Source organism: Methylosinus sp. shoA, from assembly GCF_059718125.1.
This window is the reverse complement of the sequence record NZ_AP046091.1, coordinates 2,814,185-2,833,322: the sequence shown is the minus strand read 5'-3', so window position 1 is coordinate 2,833,322 and position 19,138 is coordinate 2,814,185. Positions and strand designations below refer to the sequence as shown.

General features: G+C 67.5%; 21 protein-coding genes. 9 read left to right on the top strand and 12 right to left on the bottom strand.

Annotated features, from left to right (window positions below):
• Nucleotides 1-171 precede the first annotated feature (171 nt).
• The 3 genes from AC6IW9_RS12875 to AC6IW9_RS12865 are packed head-to-tail and all read left to right on the top strand — an operon-like array spanning nt 172 to nt 2,755.
• Nucleotides 172-1,197 (top strand): ABC transporter substrate-binding protein, encoded by a 1,026-nt coding sequence (locus AC6IW9_RS12875; RefSeq protein ID WP_497764115.1) that lies wholly within the window; start codon nt 172-174, stop codon nt 1,195-1,197.
• The gene (locus AC6IW9_RS12870) at nt 1,194-1,973 is read left to right on the top strand and encodes an ABC transporter ATP-binding protein (RefSeq protein ID WP_497764114.1); all 780 of its coding nucleotides are present in this window, start codon (nt 1,194-1,196) and stop codon (nt 1,971-1,973) included. Before AC6IW9_RS12875 ends, AC6IW9_RS12870 begins: the two co-directional genes overlap by 4 nt.
• Nucleotides 1,970-2,755 (top strand): ABC transporter permease, encoded by a 786-nt coding sequence (locus AC6IW9_RS12865; protein ID WP_497764113.1) that lies wholly within the window; start codon nt 1,970-1,972, stop codon nt 2,753-2,755. The genes AC6IW9_RS12870 and AC6IW9_RS12865 overlap by 4 nt, the downstream gene beginning before the upstream one ends.
• A 60-nt stretch (nt 2,756-2,815) precedes the next feature.
• Here the strand turns inward: AC6IW9_RS12865 and AC6IW9_RS12860 are convergent, their stop codons facing one another.
• The 8 genes from AC6IW9_RS12860 to AC6IW9_RS12825 form a co-directional block, all read right to left on the bottom strand.
• Nucleotides 2,816-3,463 carry a class I SAM-dependent methyltransferase gene (locus AC6IW9_RS12860; protein ID WP_497764112.1) on the bottom strand — a complete coding sequence of 216 codons (648 nt, stop codon included), beginning with the start codon at nt 3,461-3,463 and terminating at the stop codon, nt 2,816-2,818.
• 159 nt (nt 3,464-3,622) lie between these two features.
• Nucleotides 3,623-4,924, bottom strand: a complete 1,302-nt coding sequence (locus AC6IW9_RS12855) for a glycosyltransferase family 2 protein (protein ID WP_497764111.1) — start codon at nt 4,922-4,924, stop codon at nt 3,623-3,625.
• 5 nt (nt 4,925-4,929) lie between these two features.
• Nucleotides 4,930-6,114 (bottom strand): glycosyltransferase, encoded by a 1,185-nt coding sequence (locus AC6IW9_RS12850; RefSeq protein ID WP_497764110.1) that lies wholly within the window; start codon nt 6,112-6,114, stop codon nt 4,930-4,932.
• Nucleotides 6,111-6,902 (bottom strand): SDR family NAD(P)-dependent oxidoreductase, encoded by a 792-nt coding sequence (locus AC6IW9_RS12845; RefSeq protein WP_497764109.1) that lies wholly within the window; start codon nt 6,900-6,902, stop codon nt 6,111-6,113. Before AC6IW9_RS12845 ends, AC6IW9_RS12850 begins: the two co-directional genes overlap by 4 nt.
• Nucleotides 6,899-7,321, bottom strand: a complete 423-nt coding sequence (locus tag AC6IW9_RS12840; RefSeq protein WP_497764108.1) for a MaoC family dehydratase — start codon at nt 7,319-7,321, stop codon at nt 6,899-6,901. The genes AC6IW9_RS12845 and AC6IW9_RS12840 overlap by 4 nt, the downstream gene beginning before the upstream one ends.
• Nucleotides 7,318-7,734, bottom strand: a complete 417-nt coding sequence (locus AC6IW9_RS12835; protein WP_497764107.1) for a hypothetical protein — start codon at nt 7,732-7,734, stop codon at nt 7,318-7,320. Before AC6IW9_RS12835 ends, AC6IW9_RS12840 begins: the two co-directional genes overlap by 4 nt.
• Nucleotides 7,724-8,977: a beta-ketoacyl-[acyl-carrier-protein] synthase family protein gene (locus AC6IW9_RS12830; RefSeq protein WP_497764106.1), complete on the bottom strand. Its 1,254-nt coding sequence runs from the start codon at nt 8,975-8,977 to the stop codon at nt 7,724-7,726. The genes AC6IW9_RS12835 and AC6IW9_RS12830 overlap by 11 nt, the downstream gene beginning before the upstream one ends.
• Nucleotides 8,978-9,253, bottom strand: a complete 276-nt coding sequence (locus AC6IW9_RS12825) for an acyl carrier protein (protein WP_497764105.1) — start codon at nt 9,251-9,253, stop codon at nt 8,978-8,980. It lies immediately after the preceding gene.
• Nucleotides 9,254-9,444: 191 nt separating this feature from the next.
• On the opposite strand from AC6IW9_RS12825, the gene AC6IW9_RS12820 reads away from it, so the two are divergent.
• On the top strand, nt 9,445-11,328 hold the full coding sequence (locus tag AC6IW9_RS12820; RefSeq protein ID WP_497764104.1) for a methylmalonyl-CoA mutase family protein: 1,884 nt from the start codon (nt 9,445-9,447) through the stop codon (nt 11,326-11,328).
• On the top strand, nt 11,325-11,756 hold the full coding sequence (locus tag AC6IW9_RS12815; RefSeq protein ID WP_497764103.1) for a hypothetical protein: 432 nt from the start codon (nt 11,325-11,327) through the stop codon (nt 11,754-11,756). The genes AC6IW9_RS12820 and AC6IW9_RS12815 overlap by 4 nt, the downstream gene beginning before the upstream one ends.
• Before the next feature lie 247 nt (nt 11,757-12,003).
• Here AC6IW9_RS12815 and AC6IW9_RS12810 read toward each other — a convergent pair whose 3' ends face one another.
• Nucleotides 12,004-13,356, bottom strand: coding sequence for a L,D-transpeptidase family protein (locus AC6IW9_RS12810; RefSeq protein WP_497764102.1), 1,353 nt, complete (start codon nt 13,354-13,356; stop codon nt 12,004-12,006).
• A 178-nt stretch (nt 13,357-13,534) separates the two neighbouring features.
• Between AC6IW9_RS12810 and AC6IW9_RS12805 the strand changes: the two genes are divergently transcribed.
• On the top strand, nt 13,535-13,798 hold the full coding sequence (locus AC6IW9_RS12805) for a type II toxin-antitoxin system Phd/YefM family antitoxin (RefSeq protein WP_497764101.1): 264 nt from the start codon (nt 13,535-13,537) through the stop codon (nt 13,796-13,798).
• 18 nt (nt 13,799-13,816) lie between these two features.
• Complete coding sequence (locus tag AC6IW9_RS12800) at nt 13,817-14,206, top strand: type II toxin-antitoxin system VapC family toxin (RefSeq protein WP_497764100.1); 390 nt, start codon at nt 13,817-13,819, stop codon at nt 14,204-14,206.
• A gap of 20 nt (nt 14,207-14,226) precedes the next feature.
• Here AC6IW9_RS12800 and AC6IW9_RS12795 read toward each other — a convergent pair whose 3' ends face one another.
• Nucleotides 14,227-14,958, bottom strand: a complete 732-nt coding sequence (locus tag AC6IW9_RS12795) for an arginyltransferase (protein WP_497764099.1) — start codon at nt 14,956-14,958, stop codon at nt 14,227-14,229.
• Between the two features lie 133 nt (nt 14,959-15,091).
• On the bottom strand, nt 15,092-15,553 hold the full coding sequence (locus tag AC6IW9_RS12790; protein WP_497764098.1) for an RDD family protein: 462 nt from the start codon (nt 15,551-15,553) through the stop codon (nt 15,092-15,094).
• A gap of 230 nt (nt 15,554-15,783) precedes the next feature.
• Between AC6IW9_RS12790 and AC6IW9_RS12785 the strand changes: the two genes are divergently transcribed.
• Nucleotides 15,784-16,023 (top strand): DUF2312 domain-containing protein, encoded by a 240-nt coding sequence (locus AC6IW9_RS12785; RefSeq protein WP_497764097.1) that lies wholly within the window; start codon nt 15,784-15,786, stop codon nt 16,021-16,023.
• A gap of 88 nt (nt 16,024-16,111) precedes the next feature.
• Nucleotides 16,112-17,800, top strand: a complete 1,689-nt coding sequence (locus AC6IW9_RS12780; RefSeq protein WP_497764096.1) for an outer membrane beta-barrel protein — start codon at nt 16,112-16,114, stop codon at nt 17,798-17,800.
• 151 nt (nt 17,801-17,951) lie between these two features.
• On the opposite strand, the gene AC6IW9_RS12775 is transcribed toward AC6IW9_RS12780, so the two are convergent.
• Nucleotides 17,952-19,136 (bottom strand): acyltransferase family protein, encoded by a 1,185-nt coding sequence (locus AC6IW9_RS12775; RefSeq protein ID WP_497764095.1) that lies wholly within the window; start codon nt 19,134-19,136, stop codon nt 17,952-17,954.
• Between the last annotated feature and the right edge of the window lie 2 nt (nt 19,137-19,138).

Sequence of the window (19,138 nt, the reverse complement as noted above, 5' to 3'; positions counted from 1 at the left end):
GCACCATTGATCGTTCCATAACCCGCCCCTCGAACCTTGTCGTAGCTGAAGCAGCCCCCGGCAGATAGCCGGCTATGCTTACAACCGCCGCGCTCGCGCCCGCGGGCGCCTCCCCTTGCGCCGCCGCCCGGAACTCGCGACAAAAGGCGCCTAGCAGAGGAGTTCCGATCCATGCCGAGCCGCGTCGCCGCTCGTTTCGTATTTCTGGCCGCCGCCTTGGTCTTCGCCATGCGTCCCGCCGCGGCGCTCGACAAAGTGTCCTTCGCCACCAATTGGCGGGCGCAGGCCGAGCACGGCGGCTTCTATCAGGCGCTCGTCGACGGCACCTACGCCAGATATGGGCTCGACGTCGCCATCGTGCAGGGCGGCCCGCAGTCCAACGCGCGGCTGCTGCTCGCCGCCGGCCGCGTCGACTTCTGCATGGGCGCCAATCTCATCCAGACCTTCTCCGCCGTGCAACAGAAAGCGCCGATCGTCGCCGTCGCCAGCATGTTCCAGAAAGACCCGATCATCTTCATGTCGCATCCGGGCCAAGGCTTCGATCGTTTCGAGGATCTGCCGCAGGCGACCGCCTTCGTCGGCAACGACAATCTGGTCTCGGTCTTCCAATGGCTGAAGCAGACGCACGGCTTCAAGGAAGAGAAGATCAAGCCCTACACATTCAACTCGGCGCCGTTCCTCGCCGACAGGAAATCCATTCAGCAGGGCTATCTCACCTCCGAGCCTTTCGAGATCGCGCGGCAGGGCGGCTTCGCGCCGAATGTCTTCCTGCTCGCCGATTACGGCTACGACAGCTATTCGACGACGATCGAGACGCACGCGGAGACGATCGCCGCGAAGGCCGATCTCGTTCAACGCTTCGTCGACGCGTCGATCATCGGCTGGTATCATTATCTCTACGGTGACAATTCCGCCGCGAACGCCGCGATCCGCAAGGACAATCCCGAAATGTCCGAGGGCCAGCTCGCCTATTCTCTCGCCAAGCTGAAGGAGCGCGGCATCGTCGACTCCGGCGATTCGCTCGACCTCGGAATCGGCGCGATGACCGACGCGCGCGTGCGCAGCTTCTTCGACAAGATGGCGAAGGCCGGCGTGTTCCCCGCCGATCTCGACATTGCGAAAGGCTATACGACGCGCTTCGTGAACAAGAAAGTCGGTCTCGAGCTGCGGCCGGCCCGGGCGGCGAGCGCGCCGTGACGATTTGCGTCGCGGCGCCGGCTGCGGCCCTCGTCTCGCTGCGCGGGATCGGCAAGGCCTACGCCAATGGCGTCACGGCGCTCCGAGACTTCGATCTCGATCTGCGCGAGGGCGAGTTTCTGACGCTGCTCGGGCCGTCCGGTTGCGGCAAGTCGACGGCGCTGCGGCTCATCGCCGGTCTCGCCGAGCCGAGCGGCGGGCGCATCGTCTGGCGCGACGCGACGGAGGCGCGGTCGATCGGCTTCGTTTTTCAAGAGCCGACGCTGCTGCCCTGGGCCGATGTCTTCGCCAATGTCTATCTGCCGCTGCGCCTTTCCGGCGTCGCGCGCGAAGCGGCGCGCCTACGCGTGCGCGAGGCGCTGCGCCAAGTCGGCCTCGGCGATTTCGAGAGCGCCCTGCCCCGCGAGCTCTCCGGCGGCATGAAGATGCGCACGGCGATCGCCCGCGCGCTGGTGACGCGGCCGAAGCTGTTGCTGATGGACGAGCCCTTCGCCGCGCTCGACGAGGTGACGCGCTTCAGGCTCAACGACGATCTGCTGGCGCTGAAGCGCGAGCTCGGGACGACGGTCGTCTTCGTCACCCATTCGGTTTATGAGAGCGTCTATCTCTCGACGCGCATTCTCGCGCTCGCCGTGCGCGGCGCCGCCGTCGTCGACGAGATCGAGATCGACGCATCCGTCGAGCGCGACGAGGAGTTCCGCGCGAGCGCGCCCTTCGCGCAGCTCTGCCGGCGCGCCTCCGCGGCTCTGCGCAGCGCTTCGGGAGAGCTTCTGTGAAGAACGGGAACGCCCGCGACGCGCTGCTGCCGCTCGCTGTGCTCGCCTGCGCGCTCGCGGCCTGGGAGGCGGCGGTGCGCGCCTTCGCCATACCGACCTATGTCCTGCCGGCGCCGAGCCTCGTCGCCGAGACGCTGGCGAAGGATCGCGAGATCCTCTTCTCGGCTCTGCTGGTGACGCTGACGACGGCGCTGGAAGCGCTCTCGCTCGCGACCATCGGCGGCGTCGCGCTGGCGCTGCTGATCTCGCGCTCGCGCTGGCTCGAGAGGGCGATCATGCCCTTCGCCATCGTGCTGCAGGTGACGCCGATCATCGCCGTCGCGCCGCTGCTGCTCGTCTATCTCGAGCCGGCGCGCGCGGTGCTGGTCTGCGCTTTTCTCGTCGCCTTCTTTCCCATTCTCGCCAACGCCTCGCTCGGCCTCGCCTCGGTCGACCGCGCGCTGGTCGAGCTCTTCGATCTCTATCGCGCCTCGCCCTGGCAAAAGCTGGTCCTCTTGCGCGCGCCGGCGGCGCTGCCGCAATTTCTCACGGGGCTGCGCATCGGCGGTGGGCTGTCGCTGATCGGCGCCATCGCCGCAGAGCTCGCCGCGGGCGCGGCGGGACGAGGCGCCGGCCTCGCCTTCCGCATCTCGGAGGCGGGCTATCGGCTCGACATTCCGCGCATGTTCGCAGCGCTGGCGCTGGTCTCGGCGGCGGGCGTCGTGATCTATGCGGCGCTGACCGCGCTGACGCATCTGAGCCTGCGCCGCTGGCACGAGAGCGCGCGGGGAAAGGGCGAATAGGGGAAAACCGCGCACGGGCGGTTCGCCACCGCCGACGCCCGCATCAGGCTCGCGAGCCTTCTAGAGCTTTCGCTGATAGATCGCCGTTCCGTTCTCGATGCCGTGGAACTGGAACCGAGCGTCGGAATCCATGATGGTGTTGCATACGAGCTTCACATGCGCGACCTGGATCTGGATCGGGTCGTATTCTTTCAGCGTCTGCGGACGAACAGCCGGGTTTCGCGACGGCGACTTCGCCATCGACCAGGACCAGTCGTCGAACAGCAGGTAGCCGCCCGGCTTGCACAGCTCCTTGAGAATGCAGGCGGCGGGGGCGTCGAGATGAAAGAGATGGCCTCCGTCCACATAGGCCAGATCGAAAGCCGGCAGCTTTTTCTCCGCGAAACCCAACGCCAGCTGGAAATGATATCCCGAAAACACGCCGGGCGGCGAGCCCCATTCCCCGTTCACATTCGTATAGCCGAGACCGTTGAGATCACTCGTCAGCTCCTTCACGTCCTTATCGCGGCTGAAGAGATAAATCTGACCGAGGTTGTCCATGATTTTCGCCACCGCCTGGGTGGTGGCGCCGATGCCGACGCCGATCTCGTAGAAAACAACGTCATGCTTGTCGGGCGCGCGATCTCTAGATTCGGAAAGATATCGAATAACGACTGGGTCCGGCTTGGAAATCGTCTGGTAATTGGGAAGACCAATCTTTTCTAACACGCCTCGCCTCCACAAGCATAGGACCCGTATTATACCGTTCGCCTACGTACCGTTAACCCATGTCGCTGACCGGATCAAGGGGCGTCGGGGCGCTCGACGATTAGAATTTGCTTTGCGAAAATATGTTTCGTCGACGAGGGACGCTCCCGACGCAGAGGCTCACTCCGCCTCGCGAACCTGGGCCTGGGCGGCCGGCGCATGCTCGATCTTGGGCGTGCGCTTGAAGGTCGATTTGCGCCCGCGCATGGTCTGCAGGATCTTCGCGCCATTGGAGAAGGCGAGATAGATCATCAAAGGCGGCACCGACAGCATCGTTTTCACATAGTCGACGAGCGAGCCGCGCTTCAGCGCGAGATAGGGCGGCAGAGTAAAGCCGATGACGACGATCGCCGTCTCGATCCCGATGAATTTCAGTATCGGCAGATAGGGCAGGATCGAGCCGCGCATCAGAGCGCCGAGCACGAAGGCGATGAGGCCGATCGCCGCCGTCGGGAAGAAGATCTGATGCACGATCAGCATGATCGCCGCGACGCGCTCGGTCAGCGTCCAGGGCGCGCGCCAGAGCGGCAGCAGCGTCTTCTGCGCCACTTGCACGAAGCCGTTGGACCAGCGCCGCTGCTGCCGGCGGAAGTCGCGCAGCTCCTCCGGCACCTGGCCGGGGATCGGCGGCTCGGTGACGAATATGCCATGCCAGCCGCCGAGCGCGGCCCGCACGGTGAGATCGAGATCCTCGCACAAAGAATAATCCGACCAGCCGCCGACCGTCTCGATCGTCTCGCGGCGCCAGATCCCGCCCGTGCCGTTGAACTGGAACAGCCAGCCGGCGCGGGCGCGCGTGCGCTGCTCGATGAGGAAATGGCCGTCCTGCACGAGGCCTTGCGCGCGAGTCAGCCAATTCTTGCGGAAATTGGCGAATTCGCAGCGAGACTGCACGAAGCCGGCGCGGGCGTCCGTCACCAGCAGCGGCACGGTGCGCTTCAGCCACTCCGGCGGCGGCCGGAAATCGGCGTCGAGCATGGCGACATAGGGCGCGTCAAAGAGAGCGAGACCCGCCGCGCAGGCGCCCGCCTTGAACCCGGAGCGGTCCTCGCGGCGGACATGAAGAATATCGGCGCCCTCGGCCCGCAGCTCGCGCGCCACCGCTTCGGCGCGCTCGGGCGTCTCGTCGGTGGAATCGTCGAGCAGCTGGATATGCAGCCGGTCGCGCGGCCAATCGAGCTGCGCGACGCAGCGCAGCGCCTGCTCGGTCACCGCCGGCTCGTTGAACACCGGTATCTGCAGCAGCACATGCGGCAGCTCGGCGTCGGGGAGCGCGACCGCTCGGCGGTCCTTCACGCCGCGCAGCTGATCGAACAGAAAGCGGGCGATGATCGCGATGAAGCCCGCGCCGATCAGGATCAGGACCAGCGCCGCCGCGAGGCAGACGCTATCGGCGAGAAACTGCAGAAGTGCGATGATCAAGCGCCTTATCCTTCTTCTTTCGCCACGGGACGCCGGGCCGGCGCGGCCGTCTCTCCGCCCGCGGAGCGCGTGTCGATCGTCGCCTGCGCCCAGACCACCCTGGTGGCGGTCCAGGCGTGGAGCCACACGGCGAGCATCGTCGCCTCACGAACCAGAAATATGCCGGGCGCCGCCCAAGATAGCCGCCAGCCCTTGGCGATGGAAAGCAGCATCTCGAGGGTCAGCCACAGGGAGAATGTCGCGGCGAGGCCGTAGAGGGGCGTGAGCCCGGCGAGCGGCGCGACGACCAGCGACGCCGCAAAGGAGGGCAGCGCCTGGCAGAACGGCTCCGCGAGGAAGGACAGGAGTTCGTCGTCGCGGCGCACGACGCTCCATCGCAGCTGGCGCTCATACACATCGCGGAACCGACGGAGCCCGAGTTCCTGGCGCACCAGACGATGCGAAAAGACGGTCTTGAGTCCGATCCGCCTCAGCGCTTTGGCCGTCGCATTGTCCTCGCCGACCGTATGCGCGATGGCCGCGAAGCCGCCGGCGCGCAGAAAATCGCTGCGGCGGAACAGCATGATCTTGCCGACGCCGAAGCCATGGCTGCCGACCGAGGCGGCGAACAGCATGCGCTGATGCGGCCCATTCAGGATTGCCGCCTCGACATGAGCGGCGAAATTGGCCGGCGCGGCGGCATAGGGGATGGCGCAAACCATGCCGATCCCCTGTTTCAGATGGCGCATGGCCTCGGCGAGATCGTCCGGCTCGAGGACGACGTTGGAATCCTTCATCAGGATCACGTCGTTCTCGGCTTCGTCGACCGGCCGGAACAGATTGTCGACCTTGGGGCTCGCCGCAAATCGCGCCGTCGAATGCAGGATGCGCGACGGAACATGCGGATAGCGCGCGAAAATCTCGCCCATCGCCGATACGGCCGGCGACGCGGCCTCTGTCGCCGAGGCGATCGCCTCGAATTGCGGATAGCGCTGGGCCAGCGCCGATTCCTGCGCCCGCACGAAGCCCTGCTCGAGCATCTTCACCGGCAGGACGATCGAGACGGGCGGCTGATCCTCGCGGGTTCCTCGCCGTGCGACCACCCGGGGATGGATGATGGCCGCGATGACGGAAAGGATGAGCAGACCGACGGAACTCGCCCAGAAAACCGCGCAGAACAAAACGAGCGGCAATGCGAATCTGTCGATCACGGCTCCTCCCGCTCATGGGTTTGCGGCACGGTCACGTCGAAACGGCGCATCACCGAATCGACCGCGCCCGGCGGCAGCCACGCGAACAATTTCATCGCATAATAAATAAACAGCGGAAAGGCGATCACCGCCGCGCGGCGCTCCAATCCGCGGATGATGATCTCCGCCGCCTTCGCGTCGCCGACTCGGCCCGGCTGCCAGGCCTCGAGCTTGGCCGTCATCGGCGTCGTCACGAAGCCCGGCACGATGAGACTGACATGCACGCCGTGCGGCGCGAGCGCGCCGCGAAGCGAATCCGCATAAAGATGCACGGCCGCCTTGCTCGCGCAATAGGCCGGCGAATAGGGAAGACCGCGGAGGCCCGCCATGGAGCCGACGACGGCGATCTGGCCCCGCCGCCGCGCCGTCATCGCGGCGACGGCCGGCTCCACCGTGTTGAACACGCCATGGACATTGATCGCCAGCAGGCCGCGCACGGCGTCCGGATCTTCGGCGATCTGCCCCGAGGCGAGGCCGGTCGAGACGCCGGCGTTGGCGATCACGAGATCGAGCGGCGCACGCGCATCGGACTCCGCGATGCGATCCGCCATGGCGCGGCGGTCGCGCACATCGGCGATGGTCGTGTCGACATCGGCGCCGGCGGCGCGGCAAGCCGCCGCCGTCTCGGCGAGCCGTCCGGCGTCGCGCCCATAGAGCGCGAGGCTGCGCCCCTCGCGCGCATAGCCGAGCGCCACCGCGCGGCCGATGCCGCTCGACGCGCCGGTGATGAGGACGCGCCGCGTCTTCATCGTCCGCCCGCCCGCTTCGGCGCCATCATCAGCGCCTCGCCGACGATCGCCGGCGCGCGCTGCTCGCCGCTGGCCAGAAGCCGCAAGAACACCCCCTCCCGCTCGGACGCCCGCAGCACGCGGCCGGTCAGCGTCACCGTCTCGCCGCGCGTCACCGGCTGCACGAATTTGCCGGACAATCGCGCGAGAAAGAGATCTCGCCGCCATGCGAGGAGCATGGGCTCGAAAGCCGCCAGCAGCTTCATGCCATGAACGGGCGGCGCGCGAAAGCCGATAGCTTGCGCCAGCGCATCGTCGAGATGGATGGGATTGTCGTCGCCGGAGACGGCCGCATAAGCTTCGAGCGCCGTGGCGTCGAAGGGACCGATGCGCCATTCGGGCAGGCGCTCGCCGACGGACGGCAGGCGCAGGCCGCTCACGGCGCGCCCTCCAGCCCCGCCGGGCGGGGCACGATGCGCAGCAGCGTCTCGGCGTGGAGCCGCGCCTCGCCGCCGGGCGTCGCGACATGGGCGTTCACGGCGAGCCGCGACGGGCTCGCCTCGCGCCGCAGCGAGACGGTGAGATCATAGCTTTCGCCGACGCGGAGCGGCGCGAAATAGCGGAAACTCTGCGACTCGTGGACGGGAAGCGCATTCTCGCCGGCGAGCGCGGCGCGGATCGCCTCGCCGATTTCGGAGGTCGTCATCCACACGGCGGGAAAGGCGACGGGCACGATCTGCTCGAGCGCATCCCCAAAACCGGTCTCGCGCCGATAGCGGGCGACGCGCTCCGCGTCTGCGACGACGCGGAACGGGCCGAGGCGGATGTCGCCGTCCATGGTCTCAGCGGACATGCGCGCCTCCGCTGTCGAGCGCGCGCACGATCAGCACCACATTGATGCCGCCGAAGGCGAAGGAATTGGTCATGGCGACGCGCATGCGCATCCGCCGCGCCTCGTTGGGCACGGCGTCGATCGGGCAGCGCGGATCATATTCGAGGAAATTGATCGTCGGCGGCGCGATCTCCTCGCGGAGCGCGGCGACGGTCGCGACGAGCTCGAGCCCCGAGCTCGCGCCGAGCGCATGGCCGTGGATCGGCTTGGTCGATGAGACCGGCAGCCGCGACGCGCGCTCGCCGAAAACCCTCACGATCGCGGCCGCCTCCGTAATGTCGTTGGCGTGGGTCGCCGTGCCATGCGCATTCACATAGTCGATGTCGTCCGGGGACAGGCCCGCGTCGTCGAGCGCCGCGAGGATCGAATTGGCGACGCCGTCGAGATCGGGGCGCACGAAATCCTTGGCGTCGCTGGTCGTGCCGAAGCCTGCGACCTCGCACAGCGGCTCATGGCCGCGCTTCTCGGCCGCCTGCAGCGTCTCCAGCAGGAAGACCGCGGCGCCCTCGCCGAGGTGCATGCCGTTGCGGCCCTTGGAGAAAGGCCGGCAGAGGTCGGGCGTCAGCACGCGCAGCCCCTCCCAGGCGCGGATCGTGCCGTTGATGACGCAAGCCTCGGCGCCGCCGACGATGGCGCGGTCGACGAGGCCGAAACGGATCATCTGCGCGCCGAGCCCCACCGCCTGGCTCGCCGAGGAGCAGGCGCTGCCCATGGAAAAGGTCGGACCGTTGCAGGAATAGCGCATGCCGAGCGTCGTCGGCGCGGCGCTCGGAATGAGGCGCGGAACGCTCAGCATGTCGGGACGGATCGACTGCGTGTAATAGCGGTAGAGGCCGTTGTCGATCGTCGTCATCCCGCCGATGCCGGAGCCGATGATGACGGCCGTGCGGGGGCCGGCGAGGTCGTCGCGCGTCAAGCCCGACTGCGCCACCGCCTCGTCGGCGGAGACCAGCGCGAATTGCGTGAACGGATCGCAGAAGGGCAGGAACTTCGCGTCGATATGGGCGGCCGGATCGAAATCGGGGACTTGCGCGGCGAATTTCACGCGCCCGTCATAAGGATGCGGCGTCACCAGCGGCCGGACCTGCGAGATCCCGTCACGCGCCGCCGTCCACAGCGCCCCGGCGCCGACGCCGGCCGCCGAAACCGCCCCCATGCCGGAAATCACCACGCGACGCTCGCCGGCGCCCCCGGAAGCGGCCATTTACTGCTTCTCTCGCTCTTTCATTACATATTCGGCGATGGCGTCGATCAGCGCCTCCACCGTCTTGGCGTCCTGCAGCGAGCCGTCCATCGGAATGTAGACGTTGAACTTTTCCTCGAGGGCGGTGAGGATCATGACGATGTCGACGGATTTGAGGTCGAGGCTCTCGATGGTCGCGTCCGGCGTCACCTTGGTGCGATCGACCATCCCTTCCGCCGCAATGACCTCGATGATCTCCTCGACGAGCTTGGCCTTCTCCTGCGGATCATCTGCCACGTCCACCTCCGTTCAGGGTCGTTCAGCCGCGCCGGCCGCCCCGGACCGTGGAGGCGGCGCTTTGATCCTCGTTAAGGCGCCCGGCCGGGAAAATAAAGCCCGGCCCGGACGAAGCGCTGGGATAGGACTCGCCGCAAGGCGCGCTTCATGTAAGAAGACGGCTCGCACCGATCACCCTTCGAGGCTCGCTCATGACTTTGCACGACGCGCCGCTGGCCGGCGTCTTTCCACAGGGAAAAGAGGAGGACTGGCGCAAGATCGTCGACCGCGCGCTCAAGGGAACGCCTTTCGAGAAACTGATTTCCAAGACTTACGACGGCGTCGAGATCGCCCCGCTCTATCCGCGCGCGGCGGCGCCCGGCCCGCGCGCGCTGCGCGCTGCGCCCGGCCCGCGCGCGCTGCGCGCTGCGCCCGGCCGCTGGTCCGTTCTCGCCCGCATCGACCATGCCGACCCGGCCGCGGCCAATCGTCTCGCGCTGGACGACCTCGAAGGCGGCGCCGATGGATTGCACATTGTGTTCGCCGGCGCGCAAGGCGCCTATGGAAGCGGCGTTGTCGACGATGGCGACGAAGCTGTCGCCCAACTCTTCGAAACATTCCACTTCGAATATGGCGTTCCGGCGCTGATCGAATTCTCTCCGCGCGCGACGAACGCCGTCGACGCGATCCGCCGCCTGCTCGACCGCGCCCATATCGAGCCCTCGATCACCCGCGTCGCCTTCGGTTTCGATCCGCTGGGCGCCGCGGCGCTGCACGGCTTCCTGCCGGCTCCCTGGGCCGAGCATTCGGGCGCCTTCGCCCGCAGCGTCCGGAGCGTCGCGGAGGCCGGCTTCCGTTTCGGCGCGGCTTTTGCCGACGCCCGCGTCATTCATGCGGCCGGCGGCTCCGATGCGCAGGAGCTCGGCTTCGCGCTCGCCGCCGCGCTGGCCTATCTGCGGGCGCTGGAAGCGAATGGATCGCCGCTCGAGGCGGCCCGCGAGCTGATCGCCTTCCGCCTCGCCGCCGACGCCGACCAGTTCACGACAATCGCCAAATTCCGGGCGCTCCGACGCCTATGGGCGCGCGTCGAGGAGGCCTGCGGCCTCGCGCCGGCGCCGATCTACATCCATGCCGAGACCGCCTGGCGCATGGCGACGCGGCGCGATCCCTGGACCAATCTGCTGCGCGCGACGCTCGCCGCTTTCGGCGCGGCGATCGGCGGGGCGGACGCCGTGACCGTGCTGCCCTTCACCCAGGCGCTCGGAACGCCGGACGAATTCGCCCGCCGGCTGGCGCGCGACACGCAGCTCGTGCTGCAGGACGAATCGCATGTGCATGTCGTCGACGATCCGGCCGCCGGCGCCGGCGGCATGGAGGCGCTGACCGAGGCGCTGTGCGAGCGCGGCTGGAGCGAATTCCAGAAGATCGAGGCCGAGGGCGGACTCGCCGCGGCGCTGGAGAAGGGCGCGCTGCAAGGCCGTGTCGCCGACACGGCGGGCAAAAGGGCGCAGAACGTCGCGCGCTCGCGCGACAAGATCACCGGCTCCAACGAATTTCCCGATATCGGCGAAGCGCCGGTCGCAGTCCTCGCGCCCTTCGACGCCACGCGCCTCGAAATCGTCGCGCCGGAGGGAGCGATCCGTTCGGCGCCCTTGCGGCTGCGCCGTCTCGCGGAGCCCTTCGAAGCGCTGCGCGACCGCTCCGACGCGGCGCTCGCCGCGACCGGCGCGCGTCCGCGCGTATTCCTCGCCAATCTCGGCACGGTCGCCGCTTATACGGCGCGGGCGAATTTCGCCAAGAATTTCTTCGAGGTCGGCGGGATCGAAGCGATCTTCGGCGAGGACGGCGGAGATTTTGCGGCGACGTTTCGCGCGAGCGGCGCCAGGCTTGCTTGCATCTGCTCTTCCGACGCGCTCTACGCCGAGCGGGCGGAGGCGGCGGCGCGCGAGCTTTCCACGGCAGGGGCGCGCGTCTATCTCGCCGGGCGGCCCGGCGAACTGGAAAAGGCGCTGCGCGCGGCGGGAGTCGCAGAATTTATTTACGCTGGCGGCGATATGTTCGACACGCTGAAGCGTGCGTTCGAGGAGGCCGGATGATGCGGGGGATCGTTCTTTCTGTTCTGGGTTCGATGATTTTTGCGGGCGGCGCCCCGGCGGCGGCGCGGGACGGCGGGGGCGCCGCGCCGGAGGCCGGCCGCTACGACGGAGCCTGGACATTCGAGGCTCGCGCCACGGTCGGCTCCTGCCCGGGGCTGCTGCCCGATTCGATCGAAATCCGCGACGACCTCCTGGTCGGCACGCAGGCGGGAGCGGCGGCCCTCGCGGCCGGCCGCATGGCGCATTGGGGCTATGTGGAGAGCGACGGCGCGATCATGACGCGCTTCACCTCGCAGGGCGGCCGCGTGGCGCGCGCGCATGGCCAGCTGCGCGGCAATTCGGGTTCGGGCGCCTGGTCGTCCTCGACCGACAAATGCGGCGGCACCTGGCGCGCCCAGCGCGGCGGCGCCCAGCGCGCGGGGCGGTGAGATTCGCCGATCTCGGCAGGTTCGCGCTCCTTCTCTCACTCGTGGGAGAAGGCGGCCCCGCGAAGCGGGGTCGGATGAGGGCTCGAACCCTCACGAAAGTCTCGTAGCTATTTTGGCGGACGGGGAGCCGCAGCGCCCTCATCCGACCCGACTTCGTCGGGCCACCTTCTCCCGCAAGCGGGAGAAGGGGCGCGCGGCATCACGTTTTCGCGAGCTTTCCCGCGTTCCGGCGCCTTTCGCCTTCGCCTCAATTCTCCTCTTCGCCGAAGATCGGGACCGGCTGTGAGGATCGCGCCGCCTGACGTTGCGGGATCGGCGTCGCCGGAGCAGTCGGCTGCGGCGGAGCGACGGCCGAGGCGAGGCCGAGCCCGTCGCGCTGATAAATATCGTCGCGGAACTGGATCACGCCGTCCGGCGCCGCCCAGGCGGTCACATAGACCCAATAGACCGGCACCGCCGGCGTGATCCTCACATCGACGCGCTCGCCCGAGCGGATCACCTCGTCGATATGATCGCGGTCCCAGCCGGGCGTCTCCTTGAGGAGCCAGGCGACATAGTCGCGCACGTTCTGCAGGCGTATGCAGCCCGAGGAAACGAAGCGGAAATCATCGCCGAAAATGCCCTTGGCCGGCGTGTCGTGCATATAGACGCCGTAAGGATTGGCGATGTCGATGCGCACGACGCCGAGCGAGTTGAAATCACCGCCCACGTCCTGGCGGAATTTGTAGTTCAGCGCCTCGAGCGAGTTCCAGTTGATCTGCTCGGGCGCGAGTTCCACCCCGTCCTTGTTGTAGACGCGGATGTGATTGGCGGCGAGATAATTCGGATCGGCCTGCATCTTCGGGATGAGGTCCTTGCGGATCACCGAGGCCGGCACGGTCCAGAACGGGTTGAAATTGATCTGGATCGCCTTGGTCTGCATCACCGGCGACTGGCGGTCGATCTTGCCGACGCCGGCGATGTGATGGGTGACGACATAGCCGTTCTCCACCGTCTCCACCGAAGCGGCGGGAATATTGGCGGTCACATAGCGATTGCCGAGATCGCGCGAGAAACTGCGCAGCCGGATCAGATTGGTCTCGAGCTGGCGCAGCCGCGCCTCGGCCGGCACGTTGAGCGCGGTAAAAGTCTGCTGCGCGACGACGCCCGTCGCATTGACGCCGTGGCGGGCCTGGAAGCGGCGCACGGCCGCCTCGACGTAAGAATCGAACACCGTGCTCGCGCCGGCGTCCTGCCCGATGTCGCCGGAGACCATGAGACGCCGGCGCAGGATGGAGACGGCCGGCCCGTTGGAGCCGAGCCGCAGCTGCTGGCCGGCCGGGACCATGGGCCAGCCGCCGCGCGCGACGATGTCCTGCATCTGCACGATCGCCGCCTCGGTCGCGGCGACGGTCTGCAGCGACAGGATCGGCGTCGTCGAGCGCGACACGGTGAGGCGAGGATCGGCGTCATAGCGCTGGGCCCACTCGGCCTGCCCGCCATAATTGTCGCCGGCGGCGAACGCATGGGGCGAAGCGGCGCAGGCGAACGCGCCGGTCGCCGCGGCGAAGACGGATGCGCGAAGAGACGGCGTGAACGCTGAGGGTGAAAATCTACGCACCAGAAGCTCCAATTCCCGATACGGCCGAGAAGCCGACGAGCGCCGCGCCGGGCGAAGCGCGGCGCGCAATCGTCGATTTACGGCAGCTTGGTTAAGAAGGGCCGAATAGTCCGGCGTTTTTGTGACATTGGGACTGCAAAGAGCTTGCGTCTCGGACTTGTCGCCCTAAGATCGAAGCATGGAGACGGTTACGATCCAAGACGCGCAGGAAAGGCTCGCCGAACTCGCCCGACGGGTCGAGGAGGCGGGAGAGACTGTCGTCGTCACGCGCGACGGCAGGCCCGTCTTCGACCTCGTTCCCCACCGCGAGACATGCGGTCTCGACCTCGACGCCGGACGACGCTTGTTGAAGGCTCGCGGCATAGCCGAGCCGGCGCCGTTCATCGCGGAGGATTTCGACGCGCCGCTCCCGGAAGACATCCTGCTGCGGCCGATACTCTGACATGAAGCGAAGTCTCGGATGAGGCTCCTCCTCGACACTCATGTCCTGCTCCATTTGATGCGCGATACGCTGCATCTGTTCGATTTGCGACTGTCGGCGCGCTTGGCGTCTCCGACGACGCACGCTCACGCCAGCGTCGCGAGCCTTTGGGAAGTCGCGATCAAGACTCGCCTCGGCAAGCTCGACCCCGGCATGCCGCTCGAAGATATCGCGGATTATATGGAGGCGATCGGACTCTCCATTCTGCCGATCAATCGTCGACACGCCGTCGTCGGCGTGGAGCCCGAACCGACGACGCGCGACCCGTTCGATCGAATGCTGCTCGCTCAATGCAAGATCGAAAATCTACGGCTCGCCACTCTCGATCGCGCGCTCCTGGCGCATCCTCTGTCCCTGCCTCGCGACTGAGGCGGCCCAGCGGAGACCTTTCACCCCACCCGCTTCCACCCGTCCATGCCGAGCCGCTCCTGCGGCAGGAAACGGGCTTTGTAGTCCATCTTGCGGGAGCCCTCGACCCAATAGCCGAGATAGAGATGCGGCAGGCCGGCGCGGCGGACCCGCTCCACATGGTCGATGATCATATAGGCGCCGAGCGAGCGCTCGTCGCAATTCGGATCGTAGAAGGAATAAACCATCGACAATCCGTCGGCGAGATAGTCGGTGAGGCAGCAGGCGACGAGATGCCCCGGCCCGCCGCCCGGCCGCGGCAGGCGGTATTCGACGAGCCGCGTCTCGACATGGCTGTCCTCGACCATCATCTGATAGTCGATCATGCTCATGTCGGCCATGCCGCCGTCATTGTGCCTCGCGCCCACATAGGCGCGGAACAGCGCATATTGCTCGGCGCCCGCATGGGGCCGGCGCGCCTCGGCGAACACGTCGGCGTTGCGCTTCTTCACCCGTTTCAGATTGCGCGACAGGTCGAACTCGTCCACCCGAACGCGCACCGACACGCAGGCCCGGCAGGTCTCGCAGGCGGGGCGATAGGCGATGGTCTGCGAACGGCGAAAGCCCGATTGGGTGAGCGTGTCGTTGAGCGCCGGCGCGCGGCGGCCGATCAGATGGGTGAAGACCTTGCGCTCCTCGCGCCCGGGCAGATAGGGACAGGGCGCGGGTGAGGTCAGATAGAATTGCGGCGCGTCGCGGGGCTCTCTCGTCACGCTCGTTCGTCCTCGTGCCGGAAATCGATATACCGCTTCCTCCGACGCCGGCCAGCGCTGGCCGCCGGGACACATCGAGGCATATTAGAATCGAGCGCCGCGCCGCGCCAAGCATTTTGCGAGCGGCGCGCCCCTAAACGGACCGGCGCAGCACGATCACATCCGCGAGGATGTCGTGAAGGCAGCGCTTGTCCGAGGTGACAAAAGTGACGAGCAGCAGCGGCGGGAACAGCCAAGTCACGTAGAACAGCACGCCATGGACGGCGGCGTTCAGAAAAGGCGCGGGCTCGCCGCTCATCAGCCGCACCTCGAGATCCATGGCGCGCTGGCCGGGCGTCGCCATGCGCCAGCCGGAAACGGTCGAGCCGTTGTAGAAAAAGGCGACGAGCGGAAAGAGCGGCGGCAGCAGAAACACCGACAGGCCGAAGCTGAGCACGAGCAGCGCCATCCACAGGATGGCGGTGAGAAAAGTCACCAGCACGAGGTCGAGGCAGAGGGCGGCGATCCGGCGGACGCGCACGCCGCCGAGCGCCTCGCGCGGGACGAGAGGATGCGGATGAGAATAGAAGCGGCCTTCGCCGCCGACGTCGAACATGGGAGTCTATCCTTCCGAGCGCCACGATCGAGCCCGAATGTCGGACCCGCGCGACGAATATTCAAGCGGCGCGCGGGGAAAGCGGGGATTAGTCGTCCCCGCGCTTGACGGCGCCGGCGCCGCCGTAGCATGGCTCGCGCCAGACCGGCGGAAAGCGAGCCTCCGAGGCTCGCCCCTCGAGACGGATCGAACGCCCGCCCTCCGCCGACAGAATGGGAAGACGAGGTCTCATGTCCAGCAATACGGTCGACGGCGGCCCTCTGCGCGCCTTCATCGAACGCATCGAGAAGCTCGAGGAAGAAAAACGCGCCATCGCCGACGACATCAAGGACGTGTATGGCGAGGCCAAGGGCACGGGCTTCGACCCCAAGATCATGCGCAAGATCGTCTCGCTGCGTCGCCAGGACAAGCACAAGCGGCGGGAGGAGGAGGAGATCCTCGATCTCTACCTCGCCGCGCTCGGCGAGTGACCGGAACGAACCGGTAAGCCTCCGTTAACCATAACTCCTTAACGCTCGAATTCGGCGCGCCCTGCCGGGCGTCCGCGCGAGGATTCGGGTGTCTTCCGCAAGGTTCGAGAGCCGCGCCGCGGCAACGACGCTGATCGTCCTGTCGCTGGCGGCGCCCGCGGCGGTCGGGCCCTCGCGTTCCGCGCTCGGCCAGTCCTTGTCGCCCTTCTCGCTCGACATTGCGCCGCTGCGCGACCTGCCGACCGTCCCGCCCATTCCCGGCGCCGACGCCCCGACGCCCGCGCAGGCGCAGCAGGCGCTCGCGCCGAGCCTCAGGCGCGGAGCCGAGCCGCCGCCGACGCCCGGCGCGCCGAACTACGGCCTGCCGCGCCCGCGCGTGCAACTGCCCAAGCCCTATCCGCCGCCGCAGCCGCCGAAGCCGCCGCCCTTCTCGCCGACGCATCCCCTGCCCCGGCTGCAGCCCTATCGGACCTCGGTCGAGGCCAAGGAGGCCTCGCGCCGACGCTCCCGCGCCCTGCGGCTCGGCCTGCGCGGCGCGCTCGAGCTGCCCGAACGGCCGCCGCCGCCGACAGTGGCGGTCCCGGACTTCGTCCCGCCGCGGGCGAAGCCTCTGCTCGAGCCCGATCCCTATGGCCCGCTCGGCTTCGGCGTCGGCTCGCTGCGGCTCTTCGCCTACGCCGAGCCGACCTTCGGCTATGATTCGAACCCCAATCGCCTCGCGCAGGAGGTGCAGGGCTCCAAATTCGCCCGCGTCGATGTCGGGCTGCGGCTGCGCTCGGACTGGACGCGCGACGACGTGCAGGCCAATCTCCGCCTCGGCTATATCGATTATTTCAGCGTGGAGAACGCCGACCGGCCGGACGGCGTCGGCGATTTCTTCTACCGCTACGACGTCGCGCGCGACACGAGAGTGAAATTCGAAGGGCGCTTCACGCTGGACACGCAGCGTCCCGGCGCGCCCGGCCTCGCGACCAGCCTGCCCAATGTCGTCGTCGTCAACCGCCCGCTGATCGTCTCGCTCGGAACCGCCATCGGCGTCACGCAGAGCTTCGGGCGCCTCGACGCCACGCTGCGCGGCTCCTACGAGCGCTGGCTCTATCAGAACGCCTATTACAACGACGGCTCGGCGCTCGACCTCGCCGCCACCAGCTACAACGGCTTCGGGATCAACCCGCGCATCGCCTATGAGCTGACGCCGAGCGTCAGGCCCTACGCCGAGGCGACGATCGACCGCCGCGTGCATGATTCCTGGCTCGACCCTTACGGCTATGCGCGCGACAGCACGGGCGCCCTGGCGCGCGTCGGCTCCACCTTCAAGATCACCGATCTCCTGCGCGGAGAGGCGTCGGGCGGCTATGCGCAGCGCGACTATGCCGATGCGCGCCTGCCGCGCCTGCGCGGACCGATCATCGACGCGGCGCTCATCTATTCGGCGACGCCGCTGACCACCTTCACGCTGCGCGCCGGCACGACTCTGTCCGAGACGACGCTCGCCGGCGCCGCCGGCATTCTCTCGCGCAATGTCACGCTCGACGTCGTCCATGCGCTGCGGCGCAATTTCACCATCACCGGGACCGGCAGCTTCCAGACCAATGATTACCAGGGCGGCGACACGCTGGAGCGCGTGGTCACCGCCGGCGTGAAGCTCGAATACAAGATCATGCGCTCGGTCGCGATCAAGGCGAGCTATTTCTATCAGCGGCTCGCGAGCACGGCGGGGCAGAACGCCAGCTTCACCGCCAATGTCATCATGGCGGGCCTGCGCTTCGAGCCGTGACATCGGGCGACGCGCGCTGGAGCGCCCTTCGAGACGCCCGCTCCGCGAGCTCCTCAGGGCGAGGGGTTTTGGAAAATTGGCGCGAAACCGCCCCCTCGTTCTGGGGCGCCTTTTGCGGAACGCAAAAGGGTGTGAGGTCTGTTGCTCGCGATCACTCCGCCGGCGCGAGCACAGGCGCGGCGCCGCGGCGGGGCGGGAGCACGAAGCGCTTCAGCTTCAGCGCCGGCTTCTCGATGAAAGTCCAGGAGGCCGCGGCGAAGATCAGCGCGCCCGCGAGCGCGAGGCTCATGATCGTCGCGAGCTTTACGCCCTTCGGCGCCCCGTCGAGACAGGGCAGCAGGAAGAAGACCAGCGCCTGGGTGATCGGATAGCCATAGAGATAGAGGCCGTAGGACAGATCGGCCTTCATCAGGCGATCGAACAGCGGGAAGCGCATCATTCCCATATAGACGACGCAATAAGCGAGGCAGAGGCCGGCGAGGAAATCGCTCGCCTTGGCCGCCATCAGCAGCACATAGAGCCCGCCGCACAGAACGAACAGACGACGGTCGAGCCGCACATGCTCTGCATAGACCCAGAGGGCGACGCCGACGAGGAAGAGATAGACGAGGAACCACCCGGCGAAGCGCGTCGTGTCGAGGCGCGTCGGCGCGAAGAAGCCGAAGGTCGCCGTCAGCGCCACGCCTGCCGAGACGGCCACGAGGACGACGAGAAAGCCTCTGCGCGTGAACAACAGCCCGCTCGCCATCAGCGCGCTCAGCACGAGATAGCAATAGAATTCCGGCGGCAGCGTCCACAGATTGCCGTTGACGAGGGCGGGCACGGGATTGTCGGTGAAGACGCCCGGCAGCTCATAAGTGACGAAGCCGAAGATATTGCCGAAATAGCGATAGAATTGCGGATCGACGAAATAAGCGCCGAGCGCGCTGGTCGTGACGAGCGGGCCGAGCACGAGCGCGGAGAGCAGCACCTCGGAGGCGAGCGCCGGCGCGATCCGCAAGGCGCGGAAGGTCAAGAACTGCCGCGTGTCGCGGGTGCGAAGGGCGCTGCCGGCGACGAGGAAGCCGCTGAGCACGAAAAAGGCGCCGACGAGCGAGAACAGGAAGGGCCGCAACAGCTCGATGACCGACTGGCGCAGGAACACAAGGTCGCCGCCCTGCAGCAGCATGGAGAGGCTCGCGACCGCGTCGCCCTTGGTCGCGGCGGGCGCGCGCTCCGCGCCGACGGTGAGCACGGAGGCGTGATGCAGCAGGATGACGACGGACAGAGCGTGGCGGACGAAATGGAAGCCGGGGCCCTTGCCGTCATTCTCCCGCAGCGCGGCGTCGAGATTCATCG